18 protein-coding genes are annotated in these 23913 nt (G+C 69.0%); 10 read left to right on the forward strand and 8 right to left on the reverse strand.

The features are described 5' to 3' along the window. Nucleotides 1-60 precede the first annotated feature (60 nt). The 4 genes from ligA to WNM05_RS04705 all read left to right on the forward strand — a co-directional run bounded on the left by ligA (nt 61) and on the right by WNM05_RS04705 (nt 5456). Complete coding sequence (ligA, locus tag WNM05_RS04690; RefSeq protein ID WP_434632906.1) at nt 61-2472, forward strand: NAD-dependent DNA ligase LigA; 2412 nt, start codon at nt 61-63, stop codon at nt 2470-2472. 10 nt (nt 2473-2482) lie between these two features. Next, entirely contained in the window at nt 2483-3916 is a 1434-nt protein-coding gene (locus WNM05_RS04695) for a tetratricopeptide repeat protein (protein ID WP_434632907.1), read from the forward strand. 68 nt (nt 3917-3984) lie between these two features. Then, complete coding sequence (gene galU, locus WNM05_RS04700; RefSeq protein ID WP_434632908.1) at nt 3985-4857, forward strand: UTP--glucose-1-phosphate uridylyltransferase GalU; 873 nt, start codon at nt 3985-3987, stop codon at nt 4855-4857. 56 nt (nt 4858-4913) lie between these two features. Then, entirely contained in the window at nt 4914-5456 is a 543-nt protein-coding gene (locus tag WNM05_RS04705; protein WP_434632909.1) for a hypoxanthine-guanine phosphoribosyltransferase, read from the forward strand. Between the two features lie 60 nt (nt 5457-5516). Here WNM05_RS04705 and WNM05_RS04710 read toward each other — a convergent pair whose 3' ends face one another. The 8 genes from WNM05_RS04710 to hemP all read right to left on the reverse strand — a co-directional run bounded on the left by WNM05_RS04710 (nt 5517) and on the right by hemP (nt 16192). Next, the gene (locus WNM05_RS04710; RefSeq protein WP_434632910.1) at nt 5517-6662 is read right to left on the reverse strand and encodes a response regulator transcription factor; all 1146 of its coding nucleotides are present in this window, start codon (nt 6660-6662) and stop codon (nt 5517-5519) included. A 40-nt stretch (nt 6663-6702) separates the two neighbouring features. Continuing rightward, the gene (locus WNM05_RS04715) at nt 6703-10053 is read right to left on the reverse strand and encodes a PAS domain S-box protein (RefSeq protein WP_434632911.1); all 3351 of its coding nucleotides are present in this window, start codon (nt 10051-10053) and stop codon (nt 6703-6705) included. A 103-nt stretch (nt 10054-10156) separates the two neighbouring features. Continuing rightward, entirely contained in the window at nt 10157-10918 is a 762-nt protein-coding gene (locus WNM05_RS04720; RefSeq protein ID WP_434632912.1) for an ABC transporter ATP-binding protein, read from the reverse strand. Further along, nucleotides 10911-11849: a FecCD family ABC transporter permease gene (locus WNM05_RS04725; RefSeq protein WP_434635118.1), complete on the reverse strand. Its 939-nt coding sequence runs from the start codon at nt 11847-11849 to the stop codon at nt 10911-10913. The genes WNM05_RS04720 and WNM05_RS04725 overlap by 8 nt, the downstream gene beginning before the upstream one ends. Nucleotides 11850-11866: 17 nt before the next feature. Beyond that, a complete protein-coding gene (locus WNM05_RS04730) occupies nt 11867-12658 on the reverse strand; it encodes a heme/hemin ABC transporter substrate-binding protein (RefSeq protein WP_434632915.1) in 792 nt (263 codons plus the stop codon). Then, a complete protein-coding gene (locus tag WNM05_RS04735; RefSeq protein ID WP_434632916.1) occupies nt 12648-13685 on the reverse strand; it encodes a hemin-degrading factor in 1038 nt (345 codons plus the stop codon). The genes WNM05_RS04730 and WNM05_RS04735 overlap by 11 nt, the downstream gene beginning before the upstream one ends. 55 nt (nt 13686-13740) lie before the next feature. Continuing rightward, the gene (locus tag WNM05_RS04740; protein ID WP_434632919.1) at nt 13741-15942 is read right to left on the reverse strand and encodes a TonB-dependent hemoglobin/transferrin/lactoferrin family receptor; all 2202 of its coding nucleotides are present in this window, start codon (nt 15940-15942) and stop codon (nt 13741-13743) included. 91 nt (nt 15943-16033) lie between these two features. Then, nucleotides 16034-16192 carry a hemin uptake protein HemP gene (gene hemP / locus WNM05_RS04745; protein WP_434632920.1) on the reverse strand — a complete coding sequence of 53 codons (159 nt, stop codon included), beginning with the start codon at nt 16190-16192 and terminating at the stop codon, nt 16034-16036. Nucleotides 16193-16440: 248 nt separating this feature from the next. Between hemP and WNM05_RS04750 the strand changes: the two genes are divergently transcribed. From WNM05_RS04750 to WNM05_RS04775, 6 genes are all read left to right on the forward strand, one after another. Next, entirely contained in the window at nt 16441-17169 is a 729-nt protein-coding gene (locus WNM05_RS04750) for an S-methyl-5'-thioinosine phosphorylase (protein ID WP_434632922.1), read from the forward strand. A 261-nt stretch (nt 17170-17430) separates the two neighbouring features. Further along, nucleotides 17431-18201, forward strand: coding sequence for a glucose-1-phosphate cytidylyltransferase (gene rfbF / locus WNM05_RS04755; RefSeq protein WP_434632923.1), 771 nt, complete (start codon nt 17431-17433; stop codon nt 18199-18201). Then, the gene (gene rfbG, locus WNM05_RS04760) at nt 18186-19247 is read left to right on the forward strand and encodes a CDP-glucose 4,6-dehydratase (RefSeq protein WP_434632925.1); all 1062 of its coding nucleotides are present in this window, start codon (nt 18186-18188) and stop codon (nt 19245-19247) included. Before rfbF ends, rfbG begins: the two co-directional genes overlap by 16 nt. Before the next feature lie 16 nt (nt 19248-19263). Continuing rightward, nucleotides 19264-20577 (forward strand): lipopolysaccharide biosynthesis protein RfbH, encoded by a 1314-nt coding sequence (rfbH, locus tag WNM05_RS04765; protein ID WP_434632927.1) that lies wholly within the window; start codon nt 19264-19266, stop codon nt 20575-20577. A 14-nt stretch (nt 20578-20591) separates the two neighbouring features. Further along, entirely contained in the window at nt 20592-22079 is a 1488-nt protein-coding gene (locus WNM05_RS04770) for an N-acetylneuraminate synthase family protein (RefSeq protein ID WP_434632928.1), read from the forward strand. Nucleotides 22080-22081: 2 nt separating this feature from the next. Further along, a complete protein-coding gene (locus tag WNM05_RS04775; RefSeq protein WP_434632930.1) occupies nt 22082-23911 on the forward strand; it encodes a thiamine pyrophosphate-binding protein in 1830 nt (609 codons plus the stop codon). Nucleotides 23912-23913: the final 2 nt, after the last annotated feature.

Genomic DNA, 23913 nt, shown 5'->3' on the forward strand with positions numbered 1-23913 from the left:
CGATAAATTCATTATCACGGGGCCGGCCTTGCCGGCCCTTTTGCCGTTCGAGAGTTTCCGATGACCGCACACGAACTGCGCGCAGCCGAGCTGCGCGAGCTGCTGAACCGCTACGGCCACGAATACTATGTGCTGGACGCGCCGACGGTGCCCGACGCCGAATACGACAGGCTGTTCCGCGAATTGCAGGCGCTGGAGGAGGCCGACCCTGGCTTGGCTGTTTCCGATTCCCCGACCCGCCGCGTCGGCGGCGCGCCGCTGGCCGAATTCGACGGCGTCGTCCACGCGGTGCCGATGCTGTCGCTCGCCAACGCTTTCTCCGACATGCAGCTGACCGACCCGGCCGAACGCCACGCCGAATTGATCCAGTTCGACGAGCGGGTGCGCAAGGGCCTGGACGCGGCCGAGATCGAGTACGCGACCGAGCCGAAGTTCGACGGCCTGGCGATCTCGCTGCTGTATGAAAACGGCGTGTTGAGCCGCGCCGCCACCCGCGGCGACGGCGTGACCGGCGAGCAGGTGACCGAGAATGTCCGCACGATACGCGCGATTCCGCTGCGCCTGGCCGGCGCGAATCCGCCGGCGCTGCTGGAGGTGCGCGGCGAGGTGCTGATGCTGAAGCGCGACTTCGAGCGCTTGAACGCCGAGCAGGCCGCCCGCGGCGACAAGACCTTCGCCAATCCTCGCAACGCCGCCGCCGGCAGCCTGCGCCAGCTCGATTCGCGGATCACCGCCCAACGCCGGCTGTCCTTCTTCGCCTATGCGATCGCCCGCGTCGACGGCGCCGCCTGGCCCGCCACCCACGCCGGCGAGATGGCCTGGCTCGCGGCGCTGGGCTTCCCGGTCGTCGACGAGAGCCTGCGGCCGGTGGTCCGCGGCGTCGACGGCCTGGCCGGCTACTATCAGGACGTGCTGGCGCGCCGTGCCGGCCTGCCGTTCGAGATCGACGGCGTGGTGTACAAGGTGAACCGCCGCGACCAGCAGGACGCGCTGGGCTTCGTGTCGCGCGCGCCGCGCTGGGCCATCGCCCACAAGTTCCCGGCCGAAGAGGCGCTGACCTGCGTCGAGGCCATCGAGGAGCAGGTGGGCCGCACCGGCGCGATCACGCCGGTGGCGCGGCTGAAGCCGGTCTTCGTCGGCGGCGTCACCGTCACCAACGCGACGCTGCACAATGAGGACGAGGTGCGGCGCAAGGACGTGCGCGTAGGCGACACCGTCGTCGTGCGCCGCGCCGGCGACGTGATTCCCGAGGTGGTGTCGGTGGTGCTGGAGCGGCGGCCGATGAAGCCGGCCGAAGGCGGCGACCTGTTCAGCGACGGCAAGGAGCCGCAATATCCGGCCTACCGTCTGCCGACGGCCTGTCCGGTGTGCGGCAGCCACGTGGTGCGCGAGGAGGGCGAGGCCATCGCCCGTTGTTCCGGCGGCCTGTCCTGCCGCGCGCAGCGCAGCCAGGCGATACAGCATTTCGCCGGCCGGCGGATGATGGACATCGACGGCCTGGGCGAGCGCTATATCGACAAGCTGGTCGAGTACGGCTACGTGAAGAGCGTGGCCGACCTGTACCGGCTGAAACTGGACGACCTGCTGGAGATGAAGCGCCGCGCCGACGAGGACGAGGGCGTGACGCCGGAGACGGTCAAGGCCGGCAAGGTGGCCAGCAAGTGGGCGGAAAACCTGATAACGGCGATAGACGCCAGCCGCGCGCCGCCGCTGGCGCGGCTCTTGTTCGCGCTGGGCATACGCCATGTCGGCGAATCAACGGCCAAGACGCTGGCCGACTGGCTGGGAACGATGGCGCTGATACGCCGCAGCCCGGCCGCGTTGTTCGCCGCGCTGCCCGACATCGGCGGCGTCGTCGCCGATTCGCTGGCCGACTTCTTCTCCGAGGACAACAATGAAAGGGCGCTGGACGCGTTGCTGGCCGAGGTGAGGCCGGCCGACGAGCGCGCGCCGTCGCCCAGGCTGCGCGAGCGGCTGGACGACGCGGCGCTGCTGGCGCGGCTGGCCATCCCGCGGCTGACCGAGGTGCGCAGCCAGCAGCTGGCGGCGCAGCGCAGCCTGTCCTGGCTGGCGGCCAGCGAGCGGCGTGCGCTGCTGGAGCTGGAGCTGCCGGCCGAGGTGATCAACGCGCTGGCCGACTGGCTGGACGAACCGGGCCGCCGGGCGGCGCTGGCCGGCCTGGCCGGCCTGCGGGACGAAATACTGTCCAGCCTGCCGGCCGAGGCCGAGACGGCGGCGCGGCCGCTGGACGGCAAGACGCTGGTACTGACCGGCACGCTGCCGACCCTGAGCCGCGACCAGGCCAAGGCGCTGATCGAGGCGGCCGGCGGCAAGGTGTCCGGCAGCGTGTCGAAGAAGACGCATTACGTGGTGGCTGGCGAGGAGGCGGGCAGCAAGCTCGCCAAGGCGCAGGAGCTCGGCGTGGCGGTATTGGACGAGGCCGGCCTGCAGGCATTGCTGGCCGCAAATTGACGGAGGCCGCATGGCGTTGAAGGCAGTGGTGACGGCGGATTTCGACGAGGGCAACCGCCGGGTGGCGGCCGGAGACTGGCAAGGCGCGATCGCGGCGTTCGACCGCTGCCTGCTGGCCAATCCAAAAGACTGGCAGGCGCTGGCCAACCGGGCGGGCGCCCGCCTGCAGTCCGGCGACAACGCGCGCGCGCTGGACGACTACATGGCGGCGGCGGCGCTGAATCCGGCCTCGGCCAATATCAAGAGCAATCTGGCGGTGCTGCTGAAGGAGCTCGGCGAGCTGGAACTGGCCGGCCAGTTGCTGGAGGAGGCGCTGGCGGCCGAGCCCGGCCATGTGGACGCCTGGAGCAATCTGGGCGTGGTGCGCCAGCATCAGCTGCGCTACCAGGACGCGATCGCCTGTTTCCTGAAGGCGATAGAACTCGACGGCCTGACGCCGGCCCGCTGCAATAATCTGGGCAATGTCTGCACCAGCGCGCTGCTGCTGGACGACGCGATCGCCGTGTTGCAGGGCGGGCTGGGCCTGGCGCCCGACGACGCCAATCTGCAGTTCAGCCTGTCGATCGCGCTGCTGCTGGCCGGCCGCTACGCCGAGGCCTGGCCGCTGTACGAGGCGCGCTGGCGCAGCATACTCGAACCGCGCCATGACGGCCGCCGCTGGGACGGCGGGCCGTTGGGAAAGCGCGTGCTGCTGCTGTGGGCCGAGCAGGGCCTGGGCGACAGCCTGCAGATGGCGCGTTTCCTGCCGCGCCTCCGCGCCGAGCATCCGGACGCCAGGCTGTTGCTGGCCTGCCCGGAACCGTTCCACCGCTTGTTCGCCCAGTTCGACGGCGTCGAGCTGCTGCCGCCGGACGCGTCCCCGGCCCACGACTGCCAGCTGCCGCTGATGTCGCTGCCGGGCGCGCTGGGCGTGACGCTGGACAATCTGCCGTCGGCGCCGTATCTGCGGGCGGTGGCGACCCGGACGCCGCCGCTGCCGGACAGCGGGCGGCCGAAGGTCGGCGTGGTGTGGGAAAGCGGCCGCTGGGGCGTAGGCATAGCCGACGCCTGGCGCCAGCACAAGTCGGTGCCGCCGGCGCTGTTCGCCGAGATCTGCCGCGTGCCGGGCGTCGACTTCGTCGCGCTGCAGCCGGGCGAGTTGCCGGCCGAGCTGCAAGGACTGGTCGCGCAGCCGGCCATCGCCGACTTCGCCGACACCGCCGCGCTGGCGGCGCAGCTGGATCTGGTGATCTGCGTCGACACCGCCATCCTGCATCTGGCCGGCGCGATGGGCAAGCCGGTCTGGGCGCTGCTGCGCGCCGAGAGCGCGCCGTTCTTCCTCGCCGACGCCGCCGTCGCGCCGTGGTATCCGTCGGTGCGGCTGTGGCGACAGCCACGGCCCGGAGACTGGACGCCGGTGATCCGGGACGCGGCGGCGGCGCTGTCGGCGCCACAGACATTTTGAGCGCGGGCGAAGAAGGGCTAGAATGCGGCGCTGTCTATATCGCAAAACACTTTTGTGGCAGAACCAAGATGAAGAAGATCACCAAAGCCGTGTTTCCGGTTGCCGGCCTGGGCACCCGTTTTCTGCCGGCTACCAAGGCCAGTCCGAAGGAGATGCTGCCCATCGTCGACAAGCCGCTGATCCAGTATGCGGTGGAGGAGGCGATCGCGGCCGGCATGACCGAGCTGATCTTCATCACCGGCCGCAACAAGCGCTCGATCGAGGATCATTTCGACAAGGCCTACGAGCTGGAGACCGAGCTCGAGTACAAGAACAAGCAGAAGCTGCTGCAACTGGTGCAGGAAATCATTCCGCCCGGCGTCAGCTGCATCTATATCCGCCAGACGGAGGCGCTGGGCCTGGGCCACGCGGTGCTGTGCGCGCGGCCGGTGGTCGGCGACGAGCCGTTCGCCGTGATCCTGGCCGACGACCTGATCGAGGGCGCGCCGGGCGCGATGGAGCAGATGGTGAAGCTGTTCGACGAAACGCACACCTCGGTGCTCGGCGTCGAGACGGTGGCACCGGAAGAAACCGGCTCCTATGGCATCGTCAAGACGGTGCGTGACGGGCAGGGCCATCAGCGCGTCGAGCACATCGTCGAGAAGCCCAGGCCGGAAGAGGCGCCGTCGAATCTGGCGGTGGTCGGGCGCTACATCCTGACGCCGCGCATCTTCGACAAGCTGGTCAATACCGCGGCCGGCGCCGGCGGCGAAATCCAGCTGACCGACGGCATCGCCGCGCTGATGAAGAGCGAGTCGGTGCTGGCGCTGCCGTTCAAGGGCACCCGCTACGACTGCGGCTCCAAGCTGGGTTATTTGAAGGCCACCGTCAACTATGGCCTGCGGCACCACGAGGTGGCGGATGATTTCGCCGCTTTTCTGCGAGAGCTGAAACTCAGCTGACCGTTTTTTCGATCGCGCCGCCGCTGGCGGCGCAGCCTGTTCTGTAAGGAGTCATCATGCCTAATATTGCCGAAGCCCGCGGCCTGATCAACAGCGCCGACGTGCTGTTCACCGCCGAGGAAGTCAGCGCCGCCGTCGATCGGATGGCGGTGGAAATCACCGAAAAACTGGGCGAGGAATATCCGCTGGTGCTGTCGGTGATGGGCGGCGCGGTGGTGTTCACCGGCCAGCTGCTGCCGCGTCTGGCCTTCCCGCTGGACTTCGACTACGTCCACGTTTCCCGCTACGGCGACAAGACCCACGGCGGCGAGCTGGTGTGGAAGCAGGCGCCGAAGGAAGACGTGCGCGACCGCGTGGTGCTGGTGCTGGACGACATCCTGGACGAGGGCCACACGATGGCCGCGATCCGCGACAAGGTGATGGCCATGGGCGCCAAGGCCTGTTACAGCGGCGTGTTCGCCAACAAGCTGATCAGCAAGGAAAAGCCGCTGAGCGCCGATTTCGTCGGTCTGGACGTGCCGGACCGCTACGTGTTCGGCTACGGCATGGACGTGCGCGGCGCCTGGCGCAATCTGCCCGCGATCTACGCGCTGAAGTAAGCCGTCCATCCGGCGATATCCGGCCGCGACGGGCTTTGCCCGGCGCGGCTTTTTCATGGCTCAGGCCGGCGGCGCCTGCATCAGCTCGCGCAGCCGCTGCAAGGTGTTCTGCAACTGCCGGTCGATGCCGGCCTGCATCAGGTCCAGATGGCGTATGGTGTCGCCGAACTCGCCGACGGCCTGGTCCAGCTTGTATTCCTGCTCGTCGGTCAGGCCGAAGCCTATCGCCAGCTGCTGCACGCGGCCGCAGAACTCCAGCACCTGCTCGCTGATCTCGGCGTTGGCGCGGGCATGTTGCGATTCCAGCGCCGCCAGCGCCTCGCTCATCTCGCGGACGCTGACGCCGAGCACCTGGGTCTGGCGCTGAAGCAGCGCCTCGTTGCGTATGTTCTGCAGCCGTCGCTCGGCGGCGTCGGCGATCAGCGCCAGGTGGTCGCGCAGGCGGCCGATGCGGTCCGGGTCGTCCTCCGGCATATTGTGCAGCAGCAGCGTCAGGTCCGGGTAGTTGATGCACATGCGGTTGCGGAAGGTGAAGATGCGCTCCATCGCCTGCATATTGTCGAGGATGGAACTGGCCAGCGGCGAGCAGACCTCGCCGTCGGCGTCGAGGTCCAGCACGCTGTAGTCGGGCCGACGCAGCCGCAGGCTGGCTATCAGGCCGTAGCCGCTGCGTATGCTTTCCAGCACCTGGCGCGCCAGCATGGTCTCGCTGACGCAGTCCTGGGTGCGGCGCATGAATTCCAGCACGGTGCCGAGTTCGCCGGCATTGGTCATCACGTCGAAGGCCAGCGTGCGGGCGCTGGCGATCTCGGCGGTAAGCTGCTGTTTCTGCCGGCGCGCGCGTTGCGCCAGCTGCACCTTGTAGCGCAGCTCCTCACCGTCTATCGGCTTGCCGAGGAAGTCGTCGCAACCGGCGTCCAGCCCGGTCAGCTTGGCCTCGTTGCCGGTGTTCGACGACAGGAAGACGATCTGCATCTGGCCGTCGGCGGCGCGCAGCTCGCGGCAGACCGTGAAGCCGTCCATGCCGGGCATGATCACGTCGCACAACGCCATCTCGGGACCGCCTCCGTCGTTCAGCGCCGCCAGCGCCTCCTCGCCGGACGCGAACAGCCGCAGCGGCCAGTCGCCGCCCAGTTCGTCCTGGATGAACATCCGCTGCAGCGGGTCGTCGTCTATCGCCCAGATGGTGAAATCCGCGTTTTCCATTGCCTCCCCCGTCTCTGTCGGCCGCGCGGGCCGTTCCTGTTCAATCTATAGTCCGTTCGCCGGCAGGCAGCCCGACCGCCTGGCCGATCTGCCGCAAGACCAGGCGGAGCCGGCGCCGGACTTCCTGCTGCAGCGCGGCGGCTTCCGGCGCTCCCGGCTGCTCGCAGGCCTGTTCCAGCAGGCTGGCCGCTTCCGCCAGCGATTCCGCGCCGACGGTGCGGGCGCCGCCCTTCAGCGTGTGCGCGTGGCGCAGCAGCGTCTCCCAGTCCTGCCGGCGGACGCAGCTGTCCAGCCCGGCGCTTTCGCGCTGCCAGTGTTCGGCGAAGTGGCGCAGCATCCGGCCATAGCGTTTCCGGTTGCCGCGCATACGCTCCAGCGCGCCGGCGGTGTCGAATTGCACCAGCGCCGTCAGGTCCGGCTCGTCGTCGTCGGCCGCGGGCTCGACGGCTGCCGGCGCTTCGGCCTCGGCCTGCGGGCACCACCTGGCCAGCGTCTGCCAGAAGGCGTCCAGATCGATGGGCTTGCTCAGGTAGTCGTCCATGCCGGCGGCCAGCGCCTGCCGCCTGTCCTCGGAGCGGGCGCTGGCCGTCATCGCGACGATGGGCAGGCGCTGACGGCCGGGCAGCGCGCGGATGCGCCGCGTCGCCTCCAGACCGTCCATCACCGGCATCTGCATGTCCATCAGCACCAGGTCGTAGTCGCGGCGGGCCGCGGCGTCCAGCGCCTGCTGCCCGTCGGCGGCCTCGTCGATTTCGGCGCCGGCCTCGCTCAGCAGCTCGTGGGCGTATTCGCGGTTGAAGGCGTTGTCCTCCACCAGCAGCACGCGGCGGCCGCGCAGCGAGATGTCGCCGACGGCCACCTGCTGCGGAGGACAGTCTTCCTCCCCGGCCCTGGGCAGCGGCAGGTCTATCGTGAAGGCCGAGCCCTGGCCGACCTGGCTCTCCACCCGTATGGCGCCGCGCATCGCCTCCACCAGCTGGCGGCTGATCGCCAGGCCCAGGCCGGTGCCGCCGAAGCGGCGGGTGGTGGACGCGTCGGCCTGCATGAACTGGTTGAACAGATTGGCCAGGGTCTCCTCGTCCATGCCTATGCCGCTGTCGCGGATGACGAAGCGGCAGACGACGGCCTGTTCCGTCTCCTCGAGGAAGCCGGCCTCCAGGCTGACGTAGCCGTTCTCGGTGAATTTCACCGCATTGGACAGCAGATTGGTCAGCACCTGTTTGAGCCGCAGCGCGTCGCCGAGGACGGCGCCGTGGAAGCCGGACGGCCAGTCGGCCCGCAGTCGCAGCCGCTTCTGGTCGGCCAGCGGCTCGATCAGCGACAGCGCCTGCCGGCAGATGTCTTCGAGTCGGAACGGATGGACGTCCAGCGTGAAGCGGCCGGAGCGGTATTTGGAGAAGTCCAGGATGTCGTTGATGATGCCGAGCAGCGATCTGGCCGCCTCGTGCACTTTCTGCAGGTAGTCGCGCTGCTGCTCGTCGAGGCCGGTGTGCAGCGCCAGATCGGCGAAGCCTATGATGGCGTTCATCGGCGTGCGGATCTCGTGGCTCATATTGGCGATGAACTCGTCTTTCAGCCGGTCGGCGGAATGGGCCTCGTGCAGCGCGCGCTCCAGATCGTTGGTCCGCTCGGCCACCAACTGCGACAGCCGCGCCTGCTGGTCGACCAGGAAGGCCTCGGCCTCCTTTTGCAGGCTGATGTCGGACAGGGTGCCGCGCACCCGGCGCGGCTGGCCGGCGGCGTCGCGCTCTATCACCGCGCTCTTGTTCAGCACCCAGCAATACAGACCGTTGCGCTTGCGCACCCGGTAGCGGGTTTCGACGAAGGGCGCCTGGTCTGCCAGCAGCGCGCGCAGGCCCTGATTGCGCGAGGCCACGTCGTCCGGGTGGATCAGCGCGTTCCACTGGCTGGCGGAGCCGTTGATCGCGTCGGGCAGATAGCCCAGCTGGGCCAGCCAGCCGGGGGACAGCTGCATCGCGCCGCTTTGCACATCGTATTCGAACACGCCCATGCCGGTCGATTCCAGCGCCTCGCGCCAGCTTTGTTCATTGCTGCGCACCGATTCGGATGCTTCGACCTGGGCGCTGATGTCGTGCTGCTCGGCGACGAAGTGGGTCAGCAGGCCGTGGTGGTCGAAGATCGGGGTCAGCGCCAGATTGTTCCAGAAGCGGCTGCCGTCCTTGCGCTGATTGCACAGCAGCGCCGACACCGGTTCGGCGTTGGCGATCGCGTGGTCCAGCCTGGCCAGCGTGGCCGGATCGTTGTCGTCGCCGCGCCAGAAGCGCAGGCCGCGGCGGCGGATCTCGTCCTTGTCGTAGCCGCTGATCCGGCACAGCCCGTCGTTGACGAAGACGGTGGACAGCCGGCGGTCGCGGGCGTCGGCGATCAGCACGCCGGTCGACATCGACTCGATGCCGCGCAGCAGCAGGTGGACCTGCTCGTCGGCCTCGCGCATCCGGGTGATGTCGTTGAAGATCAGCGCCGTGCAATCGTGGTCCGGCCCCTTCTGCCGCAGCGGCACGCCGACGAGCCGGAGCCAGATCCGCGCGCCGTCGCGGGGCACCGCCAGCACCACCCCGTCGCGCGCCAGCCTGAGGCGGCCGTTCTGCCGCTCCGGCGCGAACGGCGTGCCGTCTTCCAGCGTGCCGTCCTGCCACAGCGCGGCCACGTCGCTTCCTTCCAGCTCGGCCTGCGGCGTGCCGAGTATCCGCGCCGCAGACGGATTGCAGGCCAGCACCCGGCCGGCGCCGTCGTGGATCAGCACGCCCTCGTCCAGCGCGTCCACTACGGCGCGGTAGCGCTGTTCGCCGGCGCGCAAGGCCATTTCCAGCCGCTGCTGCTCGCTGTTGTCGACGATGATGCCGACGAATTGCCGCTGGCCGTTGGCCTGGAACTCGCTGGTCGACAGATGCAGGGGAAAGATGTCGCCGTTCTTGCGCAGGCCCTGGGCATGGACCTCGAAGCGCTCGGCCGCCGCGGCGCCGCGCTGCAGATAAGCGGCGAGATAGTGTTGGTGCCGGCTGTGGTAGGGCTCGGGCATCAAGACCGTGACCGGTTGATCCAGGAGCTCGGCGGCGGCGTAGCCGAACATCCGCTCGGCGGCATGGTTGAACAGGCCGATGCGGCCGTCGACGTCGATGGTGATGAAGGCTTCGCCGGCGTTGTCGATGATGCTGGACAGATAGGCTTGCTGCTGGCGCAGATTGCGCAGTTGCCGGCGTTGGCGCAATAGGAGCGACGACGCCGGGCCGAGCGCCGCCGCGGCGACGGCCAATGCCAGCCACAGCCCGGCGGGGACGGTCGCCGGGAAGGCCGGGTACAGGATGGACGCGATCAGCGCCGGCGGCAGCGCGGCCGGCAGCAGCCAGCGGTACAGGAAAGGTTTCAGCAAGACCCACCTCATGACGAACGGGGAAAATGAGGAGCGCGCTGATCTAGTTGTAGTACGAGAGCGGCGCCTGGGGGAAGGCGCCGTCGCTGTCCCGAAGGCCGAATCAGGCGGCCAGCGGGGCGTGGTGCTGCAGCCGGACCGGCCAGCGGTAGACCGACAGCAGGCGCTCAGGCGTCAGCGTCTGGCGCGGCGCGCCGCAGGCGACCAGCCGGCCGTCCTGCAGCAGCGCCGCCTGGTCGGCGTACTCGGCCGCCAGCGCCAGATCGTGCAGCACCTGGACCACGGTCTTGCCCTGGGCCGCCAGTTCGCGCAGCAGCAACTGCAGCTTGTGCTGGTGGCGCAGGTCCAGGTGGTTGGTCGGCTCGTCCAGCAGGATGACCGGCGCCTGCTGCGCCAGCGCGCGGGCGATGGCCGCCCGCTGCCGTTCGCCGCCGGACAGCGAGTCCAGCCGGGAGCGGGCGTGGCCGTCCATTTCGACGACGGCGATGGCGGCGTCCACCGCCTCGCGGTCGAGCGGGGCCGGGCGGCCGAAGGCGCCCAGATACGGCATCCGGCCCAGCGCGACGAATTCGGCCACCGTCAGCGGCAGGTCGGCCGGCAGGTGCTGCGGCACCCAGCCTATCCGCCGGGCGCGTTCGCGCGGCGCCATCCGGCTGACGCACTGCCCGCCGAGACGCACCGCGCCGGCGCTGGGCGCGGCCAGGCCGGCCAGCAGCCGCAGCAGCGTGGTCTTGCCGGCGCCGTTGGGCCCCAGCAGCGCGCTGACCTGGCCGGCAGGCAGGTCCAGCCGGATGTCCTGCAGCAGCGGACGGCCGCCGACGCGGTAGCCCAGTTCGCGGACCTTCAGGGTGTAGGATTCAGCCATTGCTCGCGCTCCGTTGTTGACGGCGGAAAAGCCAGATGAAGAAAGGCGGACCGGCGAAGGCGGCCATCAGGCCCACCGGCAGGTCCAGCGGCCAGGCGATATTGCGCGCCAGCGTGTCCACCGCCAGCAGGAACAGCGCGCCGGCCCAGGCCGACAGCAGGATCAGCCGGCGGCGGCAGCCGCCGACCAGCAGCGACAGCGCGTTCGGTATCATCATGCCGACGAAGCCGATGACGCCGGACAGCGCGACGGCGCCGCCGGTGGCCAGCGCGGCGCCTATCGCGGCCAGCCTGCGGGTGCGGCGGGTGTCTATGCCCAGCGAGCGCGCGGTCTCCTCGCCCAAGAGCAGGCAGTCGAGGTCGCGGCCTATCGCGCACAGCAGCGCGACGCCGAGGCCGGCGACCAGCAGGCAGACCGACAGCCGGCCCGGCAGCGCCGAGCCGAGGTTGCCGGCCAGCCAGCTGCTGGCCGAGCGCAGCGTCAGGTCGTCGGACAGGAACAGGATCAGGCTGGATGCCGCGCCGCAGAAGGCGCCGACGACCAGGCCCATCAGCAGCAGGCCGGCCAGTCCGCCGCGGGCCAGCCGCGCCAGCAGCAGGATCAGCCAGGTGGCGGCGAGGCCGCCGCCGAAGGCCGCCAGCGGCAGCGACAGGCCGGTCAGGCCCAGCGCCAGCACGGCGATCACCGCCAGCGCGGCGCCGCCCGAGGTGCCGATCAGGCCGGGATCGGCCAGCGGGTTGCGGAACAGCGCCTGCAGCGCGGCGCCGCTGGCGGCCAGCGCCGCGCCGACGCCGAGCGCCGCGGCCACGCGCGGCAGCCTCAGCTCGCTGACCAGCGGATCGGCGAAGTCCGGCCAGGCCAGATGGCCGGCCGAGCTGGACAGCGCCAGCAGCGGCAGCGCGACGCTGGCGACGACGAGGGCCGGCCACAGCCAGCGGTGGGCGCCGCTCACATCTTCACCATCTGTTCCACGACGGCCGGGCTGCCCAGGCCGATCAGCATGCCCTGCTGCGGGGGCAGCTGGTAGACGCGGCCCTGCTTGCCTGCCGGCGTCGCGGCGATTTCCGGACGGCGCGAGAAGGCCTCCTTGCCGCCGTAGACCGCCGAAGTGTGGCTGCCCAGGATGATGACGTCGGGCTTCAGCGCCTGCCAGGCGTCGCGGCCCAGCGGCTTGAAGCCGCTGAGGCCGGCCGCGGCGTTGACGCCGCCGGCGGCGCGGATCAGCGTGTCCGAGGCGGTGTCGCGGCCGGCCACCAGGCTGCCGTCGTAGCTGACCAGGTAGCGGACGGCGCGCGCCGGGCGCGGCTGCATGCCCCGCTGCCAGTCGCCGGCCAGCTTGGCGGCGGCGGCGTCGCGGCCCAGCAGGCCGCCTATCCTGCGTATCGCCTCGGCGAAGTCGCGGCCGTCCTCGCGCGCGCCGACCTCCTCGGCGCGCAGCTTCAACCGCTTCAGCTGCGGCCACAGCGTAGTCGGTTGGGCGGCGGCGCTGCCCAGCACCAGCGTCGGCTTCAGCCTGGCGATGGTCTCGGCGTTCAGGGCGCGCGAGAAGCCGACGACCTGAGCGTGGGCGAGCTCGGGCTCGCGGCTGCTGCGGTCGCGGCCGACGACTTCGCCGGCCGCGCCGAGCGCGACGACGATTTCGGCGATGTCCGGCGTCACCACCACCAGCCGCTCGGCAGCGGAGGCGGTCAGCGGCAGCGCGGCCAGCAGCAGGCCGGCCAGCAGGGGCTTACGCGACATCGGCCTGCTCCAGCGGCGGCAGCTCGCCCAGCAGCTTCACCCATTCCGCCCGCTCCGGACGGCCGGGCTTGCGTTCGCCGAAGAAGGTGGCCAGCGATTCGCCGGCCTCGTCGAACAGTTCCAGCGAGGTGACCACGCCGTTGTCGCCGGGCTTGCGGGTGACCCAGGCCTCGGCGATCAGGTCGGTGCGCAGATGCAGGTTGAAGTCGGGATCGAGCACGTTCAGCCAGTCGCCGACCACCTGCACATTGCGGACCGGGCCGGTGTGGATCTGTATCATGCCGCGGTTGCCGGCGAAGACCATGATCGGCGCTTCGATGGCGGCGGCGCGGCGCAGCAGCTGCTCGACCGCGTCTTCGCGGACGCGCCAGGCCTGGCCGGCCGGCGCCAGCCTGAAGCCCTGGCGGCGCGACACCTGCCAGCGGCGCAGGAAGGGGTGGAAGGCGTGCACGTCGGCGAGGCTCTGCCACTCGGCCTGGAAGGCGTCGCGGTCTATGGCCTCGTCCGGCTGCTCGGCGGCGGCCGCGGCGACCGGCTCCAGTTCCAGCGCGGCGGCGGCCGGCGCGGCGAAGCGCGCGAGCAGCGCGTCGAAGGCGGCGACGTCGCTGTCGGCGGTCAGGTAGACCTTGTGCACCGCCTCGCCATGGCGGTCGAAGAACTGCAGGCTACGCTGGACGCCGCGCGGCGTCTCGCTGCGCAGCGCGAAGCCGTGGCGCCAGTGGAACAGGAAGATGCGCAGGTCGATGACGGGGTTGATGGCGAGGCCGACCTTGCCGTCGATGTCGACATTGGCGTAGTCGCCCTTGGTCTCATGGACGCAGGCGTGGTTGCGCGTCAGCGCCATCACGCGGCCCAGCGGGGCAAGCGACGCCAGGATCTCCGGCCATTCGGCGCGCAGCGGCACGGCGGCCGGATCGGCGGCCACCAGCTCGCATTCGCTGACCTCCAGCAGTCCGGCGGCGTCGCGCGCGCGCAGTTTGGGTTGGCTGGCTTTGAGCGTCAGATAGCGGTCCCATAGCTGGCTCATGGTTTCCTCCTGTTGTTGCGGGCGGGCGGCGTGGCCGCCCGCCCCGGATCGATGATCAGAACTGGTATTCGACGCTGGCGCTGACATTGCGGCCCGGCTGGGTGTAGCGGTCCAGCGTCGGGTCGTTTGCGGCCATGCCGCGCACGTCGGCGGCCTTCCAGTACTTGCGGTCGAAGATATTGAACACGCCGGCGCGCACCGTGGTGCCCTTGGCCGGTTTCCAGTAGGCGGTCAGGTCCAGCGTCGCGTAGCCCGGGGCGGCGAAGCCGGAGGTCTGCGCGTTGGACGACGGCGACAGCGCCACCGACGGCACGCGCTTGTTGCCGGCGGCCGCTCGCAGCAGCGCCTCGCCGCCGAAGCGCGCCTGGTCGTAGCGCAGGCCCAGCACCGCCGACAGCGGCGCGATCGAGCCCAGCGGCGTGTGGCTGTCCAGATCCTGGCCGTGGGCGTAGGCGATGGAGGCCTGGGTCTGCCAGCCCGGCGCGAAGCGCCAGGCGGCGCGCGCTTCGGCGCCCTTGATGTCGACGCGTCCGATGTTCTGGTACTGGTAGGTCAGCAGACCGCCGACGACGCCGAGACTCTGCTGCTCGATGAAGTCGCGGTAGCGGTTCTGATAGGCGCTCAGACCGAAATCGAAGCTGTCCCACTGGCCCTTCAGGCCCAGTTCGAAGCCGCGGCTGGTTTCCGATTTCAGATTCGGATTGGCGATCACCTGGTAGCCGTAGCCGCGGTTGACGAAGGCCATGTTCGCGTCGTCGAACGGCGGCGCGCGGAAGCCGGACGACAGCTGGGCGAAGCCGGTGTAATGGCCGGCGAACGGCACGCTCAGGCCCAGCTTGGGCGAGAAGGCGCCGTCGCTGAACGACGGCACCGCCTGGCCGCCGCTGTTGGCGTAGGCCTGGTCGGGCTGGGTGTTCATCTTGTAGTGGTCCCAGCGCAGCGACGGCGACAGTGCGACGCCGTTGGCGAACTTCATCTCGTCCTGCACGAACAGGCCGACGCGGTCCGAGGTGCTGTCCGGGAAGGTCTTGCTGGGGAAGATCTCGCCGCCGATGGCGTTGGTCGCGGCGCCGTTGGCGTTGTACTGCGTCTTCATCCGCGGCCGACTGGTGTCGGTGCGGGACAGGTCCACGCCCCACAGCAGCTGGTGCTCGGCCGACAGCGCGGCGAAGCGCTGCTCGGCGTCCAGGCTCAGGCCGACGATCTTCTGGTAGAAGTTGTAATTGGACCGGACCCGGCTCTGGTCGCCGAACAGGCTGTAGCTGTCGTCGGCATTGTTCAGCTTCTGCTGGTAGAGCTTGACCGCCAGGCGGTCCAGCGGGCCCAGCTGGCGGGCTTCCCAGGCCAGCGACGCGCGGTTGCGCAGCGTGCGGTCGGCGGCGGTCTGGGCCAGTTGCGCCGGCACCGGGCGGCCGCGGGAGACATAGGCCGGATACAGCGTGTTCAGCAGATTGGTGTCGGTGTCGCGGCGATAGTGTTCCAGCGTCAGCTCCAGCCTTTGCTGTTCGCTCAGCCTGTAGCCGAGCTTGGCCAGCACGCTGTCGCTGTTCCAGTCCTGCGGGTTCGGCGCGGTGCGCGAGGTGGTGCGGCTGTCGTTGCCGCCCTGGTTGTCGGTCGCGTGGCCGTTGCGGTGGGTGTAGATCAGCATCGCGTCGGCGCGATCGCCCTTGACGCCGACGCCGGCGCTGCCGCCCCAGCTGTTGTCGGCGCCGGTGGCCAAGCCCTTGACGCTGCCGCCGACGCCGCGGTCTTCGGGCACGAAGTCGTCGACGGTCTTGGTGCGGTAGCCGATCACGCCGCCGATGGCGTCCGAGCCGTACAGGCTGGAGGTCGGACCCTTGACGATGTCGATCGCGCGCAGCGTTTCCAGCTCGACGAAATCTCGGCCGGAGATCGCGCCGTTGCCGGCGCCGCCGCCGGCATAGGCTTCCGGCAGCCGCTCGCCGTCTATCAGCATCAGGATGCGGTTGCCGTCTATGCCGCGTATGGTCCAGCCGGCGTTGCCGCGGCGGTTCGGGTCGGCGGCCACTTCGACGCCGGGCTCGTATTTGGCCGCGTCGGCGATGTCGCGGACCAGGCGGTCGTCCAGCTTGTGGCGCGACACCACGGTGGCGTTGGGCGCGGTCTCCGCCAGCGGCTTCTCGCTGCGATGGGCGGTGACCTGGACCGTGTCCAGCGTCGGCGGTGCGGTGTCGGCGAAGGCCGGCCAGGCGGCGGCCAGGCTCAGCATCAGAGGGGTGGCGCGGAACAATGCCATGGAAACTCCATTATCGTTGTCGTTTCCGCTGGCTGGCTGTCGGCTGGCTTGCGGGGTCCTGCTTGTTTGCGAGAGCTATTGAACGCGAGGGCTACTTGATCAGTATCAATTTGCCGTTGCGGGTCAGCTGCAGGCGGTACAGCTCCCCCTGATGCTCGATCAGGATCTCGCGTCCGGCGCCGAACAGCTGGCGGCTGTGCAGCAGCGGAGGGGCGGGGGACTTGCTCGCGACGGGTGGCTTGGTATTCATTTGCTAATGATAACCATTATCATTGACGACTATCAAGAGAATTTCATGCCAATGTGTTTGGCATTGCCGGCGGGCAGCCTCCACCCCATATGCAACTTCAAGAAAATTAGCCGAGCAGGGCCGGCGGGACGCCGATTTCTTGTCCGCAGCCGCGCGGATTCGGACATAATTCATAGCGAAAGCGGCGGAATGGCACAGGCCATCGTCTCGCAATGAGGCCGCGGATAACGACAAGTGGGGAGACGGACATGTTGGCAATCATCGGGGGGAGCGGACTCGCTCAGCTGTCGGTGTTGGAAGTGACCCATCGCCAGGTTGTGCGCACGCCGTACGGCGATCCGTCCTGCGCGCTGACTTTCGGCAAGATCGCCGGCCAGAACGTGGTGTTCATCGCCCGCCACGGCTACGGCCATTCGCTGGCGCCGCACGAAATCAATTACCGGGCCAATCTGTGGGCGCTGCACGACCAGGGCGTCAAGGGCGTGATCGCCATCGGCACCGTCGGCGGCATCCGGCCGGACATGGCGCCGGGCCGGCTCGTCGTGCCCGACGACATCATCGATTACAGCTGGGGCCGCAAGCACACCTATTTCGAAGGACCCGAGCGGCCCGTCGTGCACGCCGAATTCACCAGCCCCTACGACGAGAGCCTGCGCGACAGGCTGATGACGGCGATCAAGGCTACCGGCATCAGCGGCGTCCACGGCGGCGTCTACGCCTGCACCCAGGGGCCGAGGCTGGAGAGCGCGGCCGAAGTCTCCAGGCTGGAGCGCGACGGCGCCGACATCGTCGGCATGACCGGCATGCCCGAGGCGGGGCTGGCGCGCGAGCTGGACCTGCCGTACGCCCACCTGTGCCTGGTCAGCAACTGGGCCGCCGGCAAGGGACATCAGCGCAGCGTCGAGTTCGATCCGGCGGTGGCGGCGAAGAGCGTGCAGGATCTGATGGGCACGCTGCAGGCCGTTTTCAACGACTGACGGCGCGGACCGCGCGCGAAAGCGCCGGCCCGGCGGCCGGCGGCGTCCGTCTTGCGCTCAAGCTCCCCGTATTTCAGGTCGATAGATAGCGGACAGGTCGCGGCTTTCGCCCGGCCGGCCGCATCGGGAGCAGCCGCTGTCCCGTCCGGTCCGGCCGGCCGGGCGCGAAACCGGCCGCGCGGCGCCCAGGCGGGCGCGGTCGGAAGTGGATGAAGTCAATGCTTAGGCCCGCGCTGTCGGGTGCGATGAGAAAGAAGAAGTATGAAAGCTGTGATTTTGGCCGGAGGCCTTGGCACGCGTATCAGCGAAGAATCCCACCTTCGGCCGAAGCCGATGATAGAGATCGGCGGCAAACCTATCATATGGCATATCCTGAAGATCTACTCCGCCCACGGCATCAACGATTTCATCATCTGCCTCGGCTACAAGGGCTATGTGATCAAAGAGTATTTCGCCAACTACTTCCTGCACAGTTCCGATGTGACGCTGGACTTGAGCAATAACCAGATGTTCGTCCACGAGCGCCATGCCGAGCCCTGGCGCGTGACCCTGGTCGACACCGGGGAGGACACGCAGACCGGCGGCCGGCTGGGCAGGGTGCGCCGGCATCTGGAGAACGAACGCGATTTCTGCTTCACCTACGGCGACGGCGTCAGCGATATCGACATCAGCGCCGTCATCGCCCATCACCGCGAGCAGCGGGCCGAGGCGACGGTGACGGCGGTGTATCCGCCGGGCCGCTTCGGCGCGCTGGAGATACGCAATCAGCGCGTCGAGTTCTTCAAGGAAAAGCCGCGCGGCGACGGCGGCATGATCAACGGCGGTTTCTTCGTGCTGAACCCGTCGGTCTTCGATCTGATAGACGGCGACGGCTGCGTGTGGGAGGCCGATCCGCTGGAGGCGCTGGCCCACCGCGGCCAGTTGGCCGCCTACGAGCACCGCGGCTTCTGGCAGCCTATGGACACGCTGCGCGACAAGAATCTGCTGGAGGAGCTGTGGACCAGCGGGGAGGCGCCATGGAAGCAGTGGTGAACGCCGCCTTCTGGCGCGGCCGCCGGGTTTTCCTGACCGGACACACCGGCTTCAAGGGCGGCTGGCTCAGCCTTTGGCTGCACAGCCTGGGCGCCCGCGTCCACGGTTATTCGCTGCCGCCGGACGGCCAGCCCTCGCTGTTCGGCGCGGCCGATGTCGGCGGCCGGACGACGAGCACGCTGGCCGACGTGTGCGACGCCGGGGCGCTGTCGGCGGCGATGCGCGACTGCGGGCCGTCCGTCGTCTTCCATCTGGCGGCGCAGCCGCTGGTCCGGCGCGGCTATGCCGATCCGCTGGAAACCTTCTCGACCAATGTGATGGGCACCGCCAATCTGCTGGAGGCCGTGCGGCAATGCCCGGGCGTCGAGGCGGTGGTGGTGGTGACCACCGACAAATGCTACGAAAACCATGAATGGCCGTGGGCCTACCGCGAGAGCGACGCGCTCGGCGGCCACGACCCGTACAGCAGCAGCAAGGCCTGCGCCGAGCTGGTATGCGCCTCCTACCGCCGCTCCTTCCCCGAAGCCTGCGCCGCCGTCGCGACGGCGCGCGCCGGCAACGTCATCGGCGGCGGCGACTGGGCGGCCGACCGGCTGGTGCCGGACCTGCTGCGAGCCTTCGACGAAGGCCGCCCGCTGGCGATACGCAGCCCGGACGCCGTCCGGCCCTGGCAGCACGTGCTGGAGCCGCTGGCCGGCTATCTGCGGCTGGCCGAGCGCCTGGCCTCGGGACAGGACGGCGCCGCCGCGGCGTGGAATTTCGGCCCCGGCGACGGCAGCGACCGGCCGGTGTCCTGGGTGGCGGACACGCTGGCCCGCCTGCGCGGCGAAGGCGCCGGCTGGCACCGGGACGGCGGCGGACACCCGCACGAGGCCGGCCTGCTGAGGCTGGACAGCGCCAAGGCCCGGACGGCGCTGGGCTGGGCGCCGCGCTGGGACCTGGAGGCGGCGCTGTCGGCGACGCTGGCCTGGCATCAGGCTTGGCGGCGCGGCGAGGACATGCAAGACTTCACCCTCGGCCAGATCGCGGCCTATGCGGGCGCGTAATTCGGAGAATCAAGGAATGACAGATACCACCCGCGAGGCCATCCTCGCCCTGGTGCGACAATACGCCGAAGAGCGCTTCGCCCAGACCGCGTTCACGCCGGGACAGACCGCCGTGCCGCCGTCCGGCAAGGTCATCGGCGCCGCCGAAGTGGCCAATATGGTCGACGCGGCGCTGGACGGCTGGCTGACCACCGGGCGCTTCAACGCCGATTTCGAGTCTAGGCTGGCCGCCTTCATCGGCCTGCCGCATGTGCTGACCGTCAACTCCGGCTCGTCGGCCAATCTGGTGGCCTTCACCGCGCTGACCTCGCCCAAACTGGGCGAGCGGGCGATTCGGCCCGGCGACGAGGTGATCACCGTGGCGGCGGGTTTCCCGACCACGGTCAACCCCATCATCCAGAACGGCGCGGTGCCGGTCTTCGTCGACGTGCAGTTGCCGACCTACAATATCGACGCCGATCTGCTGGAGGCCGCGCTGTCGCCGCGCACCAAGGCCGTCATGATCGCCCACACGCTGGGCAACCCCTTCGACCTGGAAAAAGTGGCCGCCTTCGCCCGCAAGCACGGCCTGTGGCTGGTGGAGGACTGCTGCGACGCGCTGGGCTCCACCTTCAACGGCCAGAAGGTCGGCACCTTCGGCGACATCGGCACCTTGAGCTTCTATCCGGCCCACCACATCACGATGGGCGAGGGCGGCGCGGTATTCACCCGCGATCCGCAGCTGAGGCTGATCATGGAATCGGTGCGCGACTGGGGCCGCGACTGCTATTGCGCGCCTGGGCGCGACAATACCTGCGGCAAGCGCTTCGGCTGGCAATTGGGCCAGCTGCCCTGCGGCTACGACCACAAATACACCTATTCCCACATGGGATACAACCTCAAGATCAGCGATATGCAGGCGGCCTGCGGCCTGGCCCAGCTGGACCGGCTGGAAGGCTTCATCGCCGCGCGCAAGCGCAACTTCGCCTTCTTGAGCGAGCGCCTGCAAAGCTGCGCCGAATTCCTGGTGCTGCCGGAGGCGACGCCGGGCTCCGATCCGTCGTGGTTCGGCTTTCCGCTGACGCTGAGACCCGAGGCCCAGGTCGGCCGCGTCGAGCTGCTGAACTACCTGGACCAGCACCGGATCGGCACCCGGCTGCTGTTCGCCGGCAACCTGACCCGGCAACCGTATATGCAGGGCCGGCACTACCGCTGCGCGACGCCGCTGCCGGTCACCGACCGCATCATGAACGACACCTTCTGGATCGGCCTGTATCCGGGCCTGTCCCAGCAGATGCTGGATTTCACCGCCGGGAAGCTGGAAACCTTCCTCGGCGCCAATTTCGACTGAAAGAGAGGCCCATCATGCGAAAGCCGTTATTCATCTTCGAGATGGCCAACAACCACATGGGCAATGTCGACCACGGCATTGCGCTGATCCGCGCGATACGCGAATCCTGCAAGGGCTTCGATTTCGACTTCGGTTTCAAGCTGCAGTACCGCAATCTGGACACCTTCATCCACTCGAGCTTCCGCGGCCGCGACGACGTCAAATACGTCAAGCGCTTCGAGGAGACCCGGCTGCAGCCGGAGCAGATGCTGGGGCTGGTGCGCGAGATGAAGGAGCATGGCTTCAAGACCATCTGCACGCCGTTCGACGAGGCCTCGGTGGACCTGATCGAGGAGCACGGCATCGAGATCATCAAGATCGCCAGCTGCTCGTTCACCGACTGGCCGCTGCTCGAGCGCATCGCGCGCAGCGACAAGCCGGTGGTGGCCTCCACCGCCGGCGCCCGGCGCGAGGACATCGACAATGTGGTCAGCTTCATGCTGCACCGGGACAAGGATCTGACCATCATGCACTGCGTGGCCGAGTATCCGACGCCGGACGAGCATCTGAATCTGGCCCGGATCAAACAGCTGCGCGAGCAGTACGCCGGCGTGCGCATCGGCTATTCGACGCATGAGGATCCGGAGCTGATGGAGCCGGTGATGCTGGCCGTCGCCCAGGGCGCGACGGTGTTCGAAAAGCACGTGGCGCTGCCGACCGAGCAGTACGCCGCCAACAACTACTCGGCGACGCCGGAGCAGATACGGCGCTGGATACAGGCCGCCGCCCGCGCCTTCGCGATGCTGGGCGACGGCGCCGGCGATCCGGCGTCGGAGACGGAGCAGGCCAGCCTGCGCTCCTTGCGGCGCGGCGTGTTCGCCACCCGGCCGATCGCGGCCGGCGAGAGCCTTTCCGCCGACAATGTCACCTTCGCCTTTCCGCCGGTGGAAGGGCAGCTGACCGCCAACGAGTGGTCGAAATACACCCATTACACCGCCACCGCCGACATCGCCGCCGACGCCCCCATCATGGGCGCGCAGCTGCAGCCGCAGCATCTGCGCGACAAGGTGATGAAGACGGTGGACGCCGTCAAGGCGCTGTTCAAGACCGCCAACATCGTGGTGCCGGGCCGCTCGGACCTGGAGATCTCGCACCATTACGGCCTGGAGCGCTTCGACGAATTCGGCCTGTCGATGCTGACGGTGATCAACCGCGAGTACTGCAAGAAGCTGATCGTGATGCTGCCGGGCCAGACCCATCCGGAGCAGTACCATCTGAAGAAGGAAGAGACCTTCATCGTGCTGTACGGCGACATCACCATCTGGCTGGACGGCGAGGAGCGGCAGGCGGGGGCCGGCGACGTGATCACCGTGCAGCGCGGCGTGCGCCACCGCTTCCACACCGCGGGCGGCGTGGTGTTCGAGGAGATTTCGTCCACCCACTTCAAGGACGACTCCTATTACACCGACGAGGCGATCAGCGCCAACAAGGACCGCAAGACCCATTTGACTTACTGGATGTGACGATGACCGCCAAGCTTGTCCGCTTATCGGACTATGTGATGGATTTCCTGGCCGCGCGCGGCGTGCGCCACGTGTTCCTGCTGCCCGGCGGCGGCGCGATGCATCTGAACGATGCCGTCGCGCTGCAGCCCGATCTGACCGCCGTGCCCTGCCACCACGAGCAGGCCTGCGGCATCGCCGCCGAGGCCTACGGCCGGCAGACCGGACGGGCCGGCGTCGCGCTGGTGACCACCGGTCCCGGCGCCACCAACATCCTGACGCCGGTGGCCGGCGCCTGGATAGAATCGCTGCCGCTGCTGGTGATTTCCGGCCAGGTGAAGCGCGCCGACCTGCTGCAGGGCAGCGGCCTGCGCCAGAAGGGCGTGCAGGAAGTCGACATCGTCGCGATGGCCAGGCCGGTGACCAAGTACGCCGTCACCGTCACCGATCCGCAGTCGATACGCCGGCATCTGGAGGAGGCGCTGCACCTGGCGCACAGCGGCCGTCCGGGCCCGGTGTGGCTGGACATCCCGCTGGATGTGCAGGCCGCGCCGATCGATCCCGCCGGTCTGGCGGGCTACGAGCCGCAGGCCGAGGCCAAAGCGGCCGGCCCGGACTATGTTTCCACGATAGCCGCGATGCTGAGGCAGGCCGAGCGGCCGCTGATCCTCGCCGGCCACGGCGTGCGCATCGCCGGCGGCGCCGACGCGCTGCGCCGCCTCAGCGAAACGCTGCAGGTGCCGGTGGCCGCCACCTGGAACGCGATGGATCTGGTGCCGTGGGACAGCCCGCTGTGCGCCGGCCGTCCCGGCGTCGTCGCGCTGCGCCCCGGCAATTTCGCGGTGCAGAATTGCGACCTGCTGATCGCCGTCGGCACCCGACTCGACAACATCCTCACCGCCTACAATCCGAAGGGCTTCGCCCGAGCGGCGCGCAAGATCGTCGTCGACGTCGACGCCGCCGAGATCGCCAAGCTGGACATGGAGATCGAGCTGCCGCTGGTGATGGACGCCAGGCAGTGCCTGGACGGCCTCCTGGCCGGCGCCGACAGCCTGCCCAAGGCCAGATGGCAGCCATGGCTGGACCGCTGCGCCGACTGGAAGCGCCGCTACCCGGTGCAGGACGGCGCGCCGTTCCCGACCTCCGGCCGGATCAGCCACTATCATTTCGTCGACGCGCTGTCCGACGCGGCGCCGGAGAACACGCTGATCTCCACCGGCAGCTCGGGCCTGGCGGTCGAGGTGTTCTACACCGCCTTCCGCAACAAGCCGGGCCAGCGGGTCTTCCTGACCTCGGGTCTGGGCTCGATGGGCTACGGTCTGCCGGCGGCGATAGGCGCCTGCCTCGGCAACGGTTCCAAGCCGATGATAGCGGTCGAGAGCGACGGCAGCCTGCAGCTGAACCTGCAGGAGCTGGCGACGCTGAAGGCGCTGCAACTGCCTATCCGCCTGTTCATCATGAACAACAACGGCTACGCCTCCATCCGCAACACCCAGCGCAATTATTTCGACAGCCGCTACGTCGGCACCGGGCCGGAAGCCGGCGTGGTGATTCCGGACGTGCTGGAGCTGGCCGAGGCCTATGGCCTGCCGGCGCTGCGCATCGCGCGCGTCGAGGAACTGGCCGAAGGCCTGGCGACGGTGCTGGCCCATCCGGGGCCGATACTGTGCGACGTCAGGCTGAACGAGAACGAGACGCTGCAGCCCAAGGCCGCCGCCTTGCCGCAGCCGGACGGATCCATGCTGTCGATGCCGCTGGAGGACATGTCGCCGCTGCTGCCGCTGGAGACGCTGCGCGCCGAAATGCTGATTCCGCTGCTGCCGGCGTCGGAAACCGCCAAGCGGGGCGTTTGAGC

Origin of the sequence: Chromobacterium sp. CV08 (assembly GCF_051129845.1) — a bacterium.
Classification (GTDB): Bacteria; Pseudomonadota; Gammaproteobacteria; order Burkholderiales; family Chromobacteriaceae; genus Chromobacterium.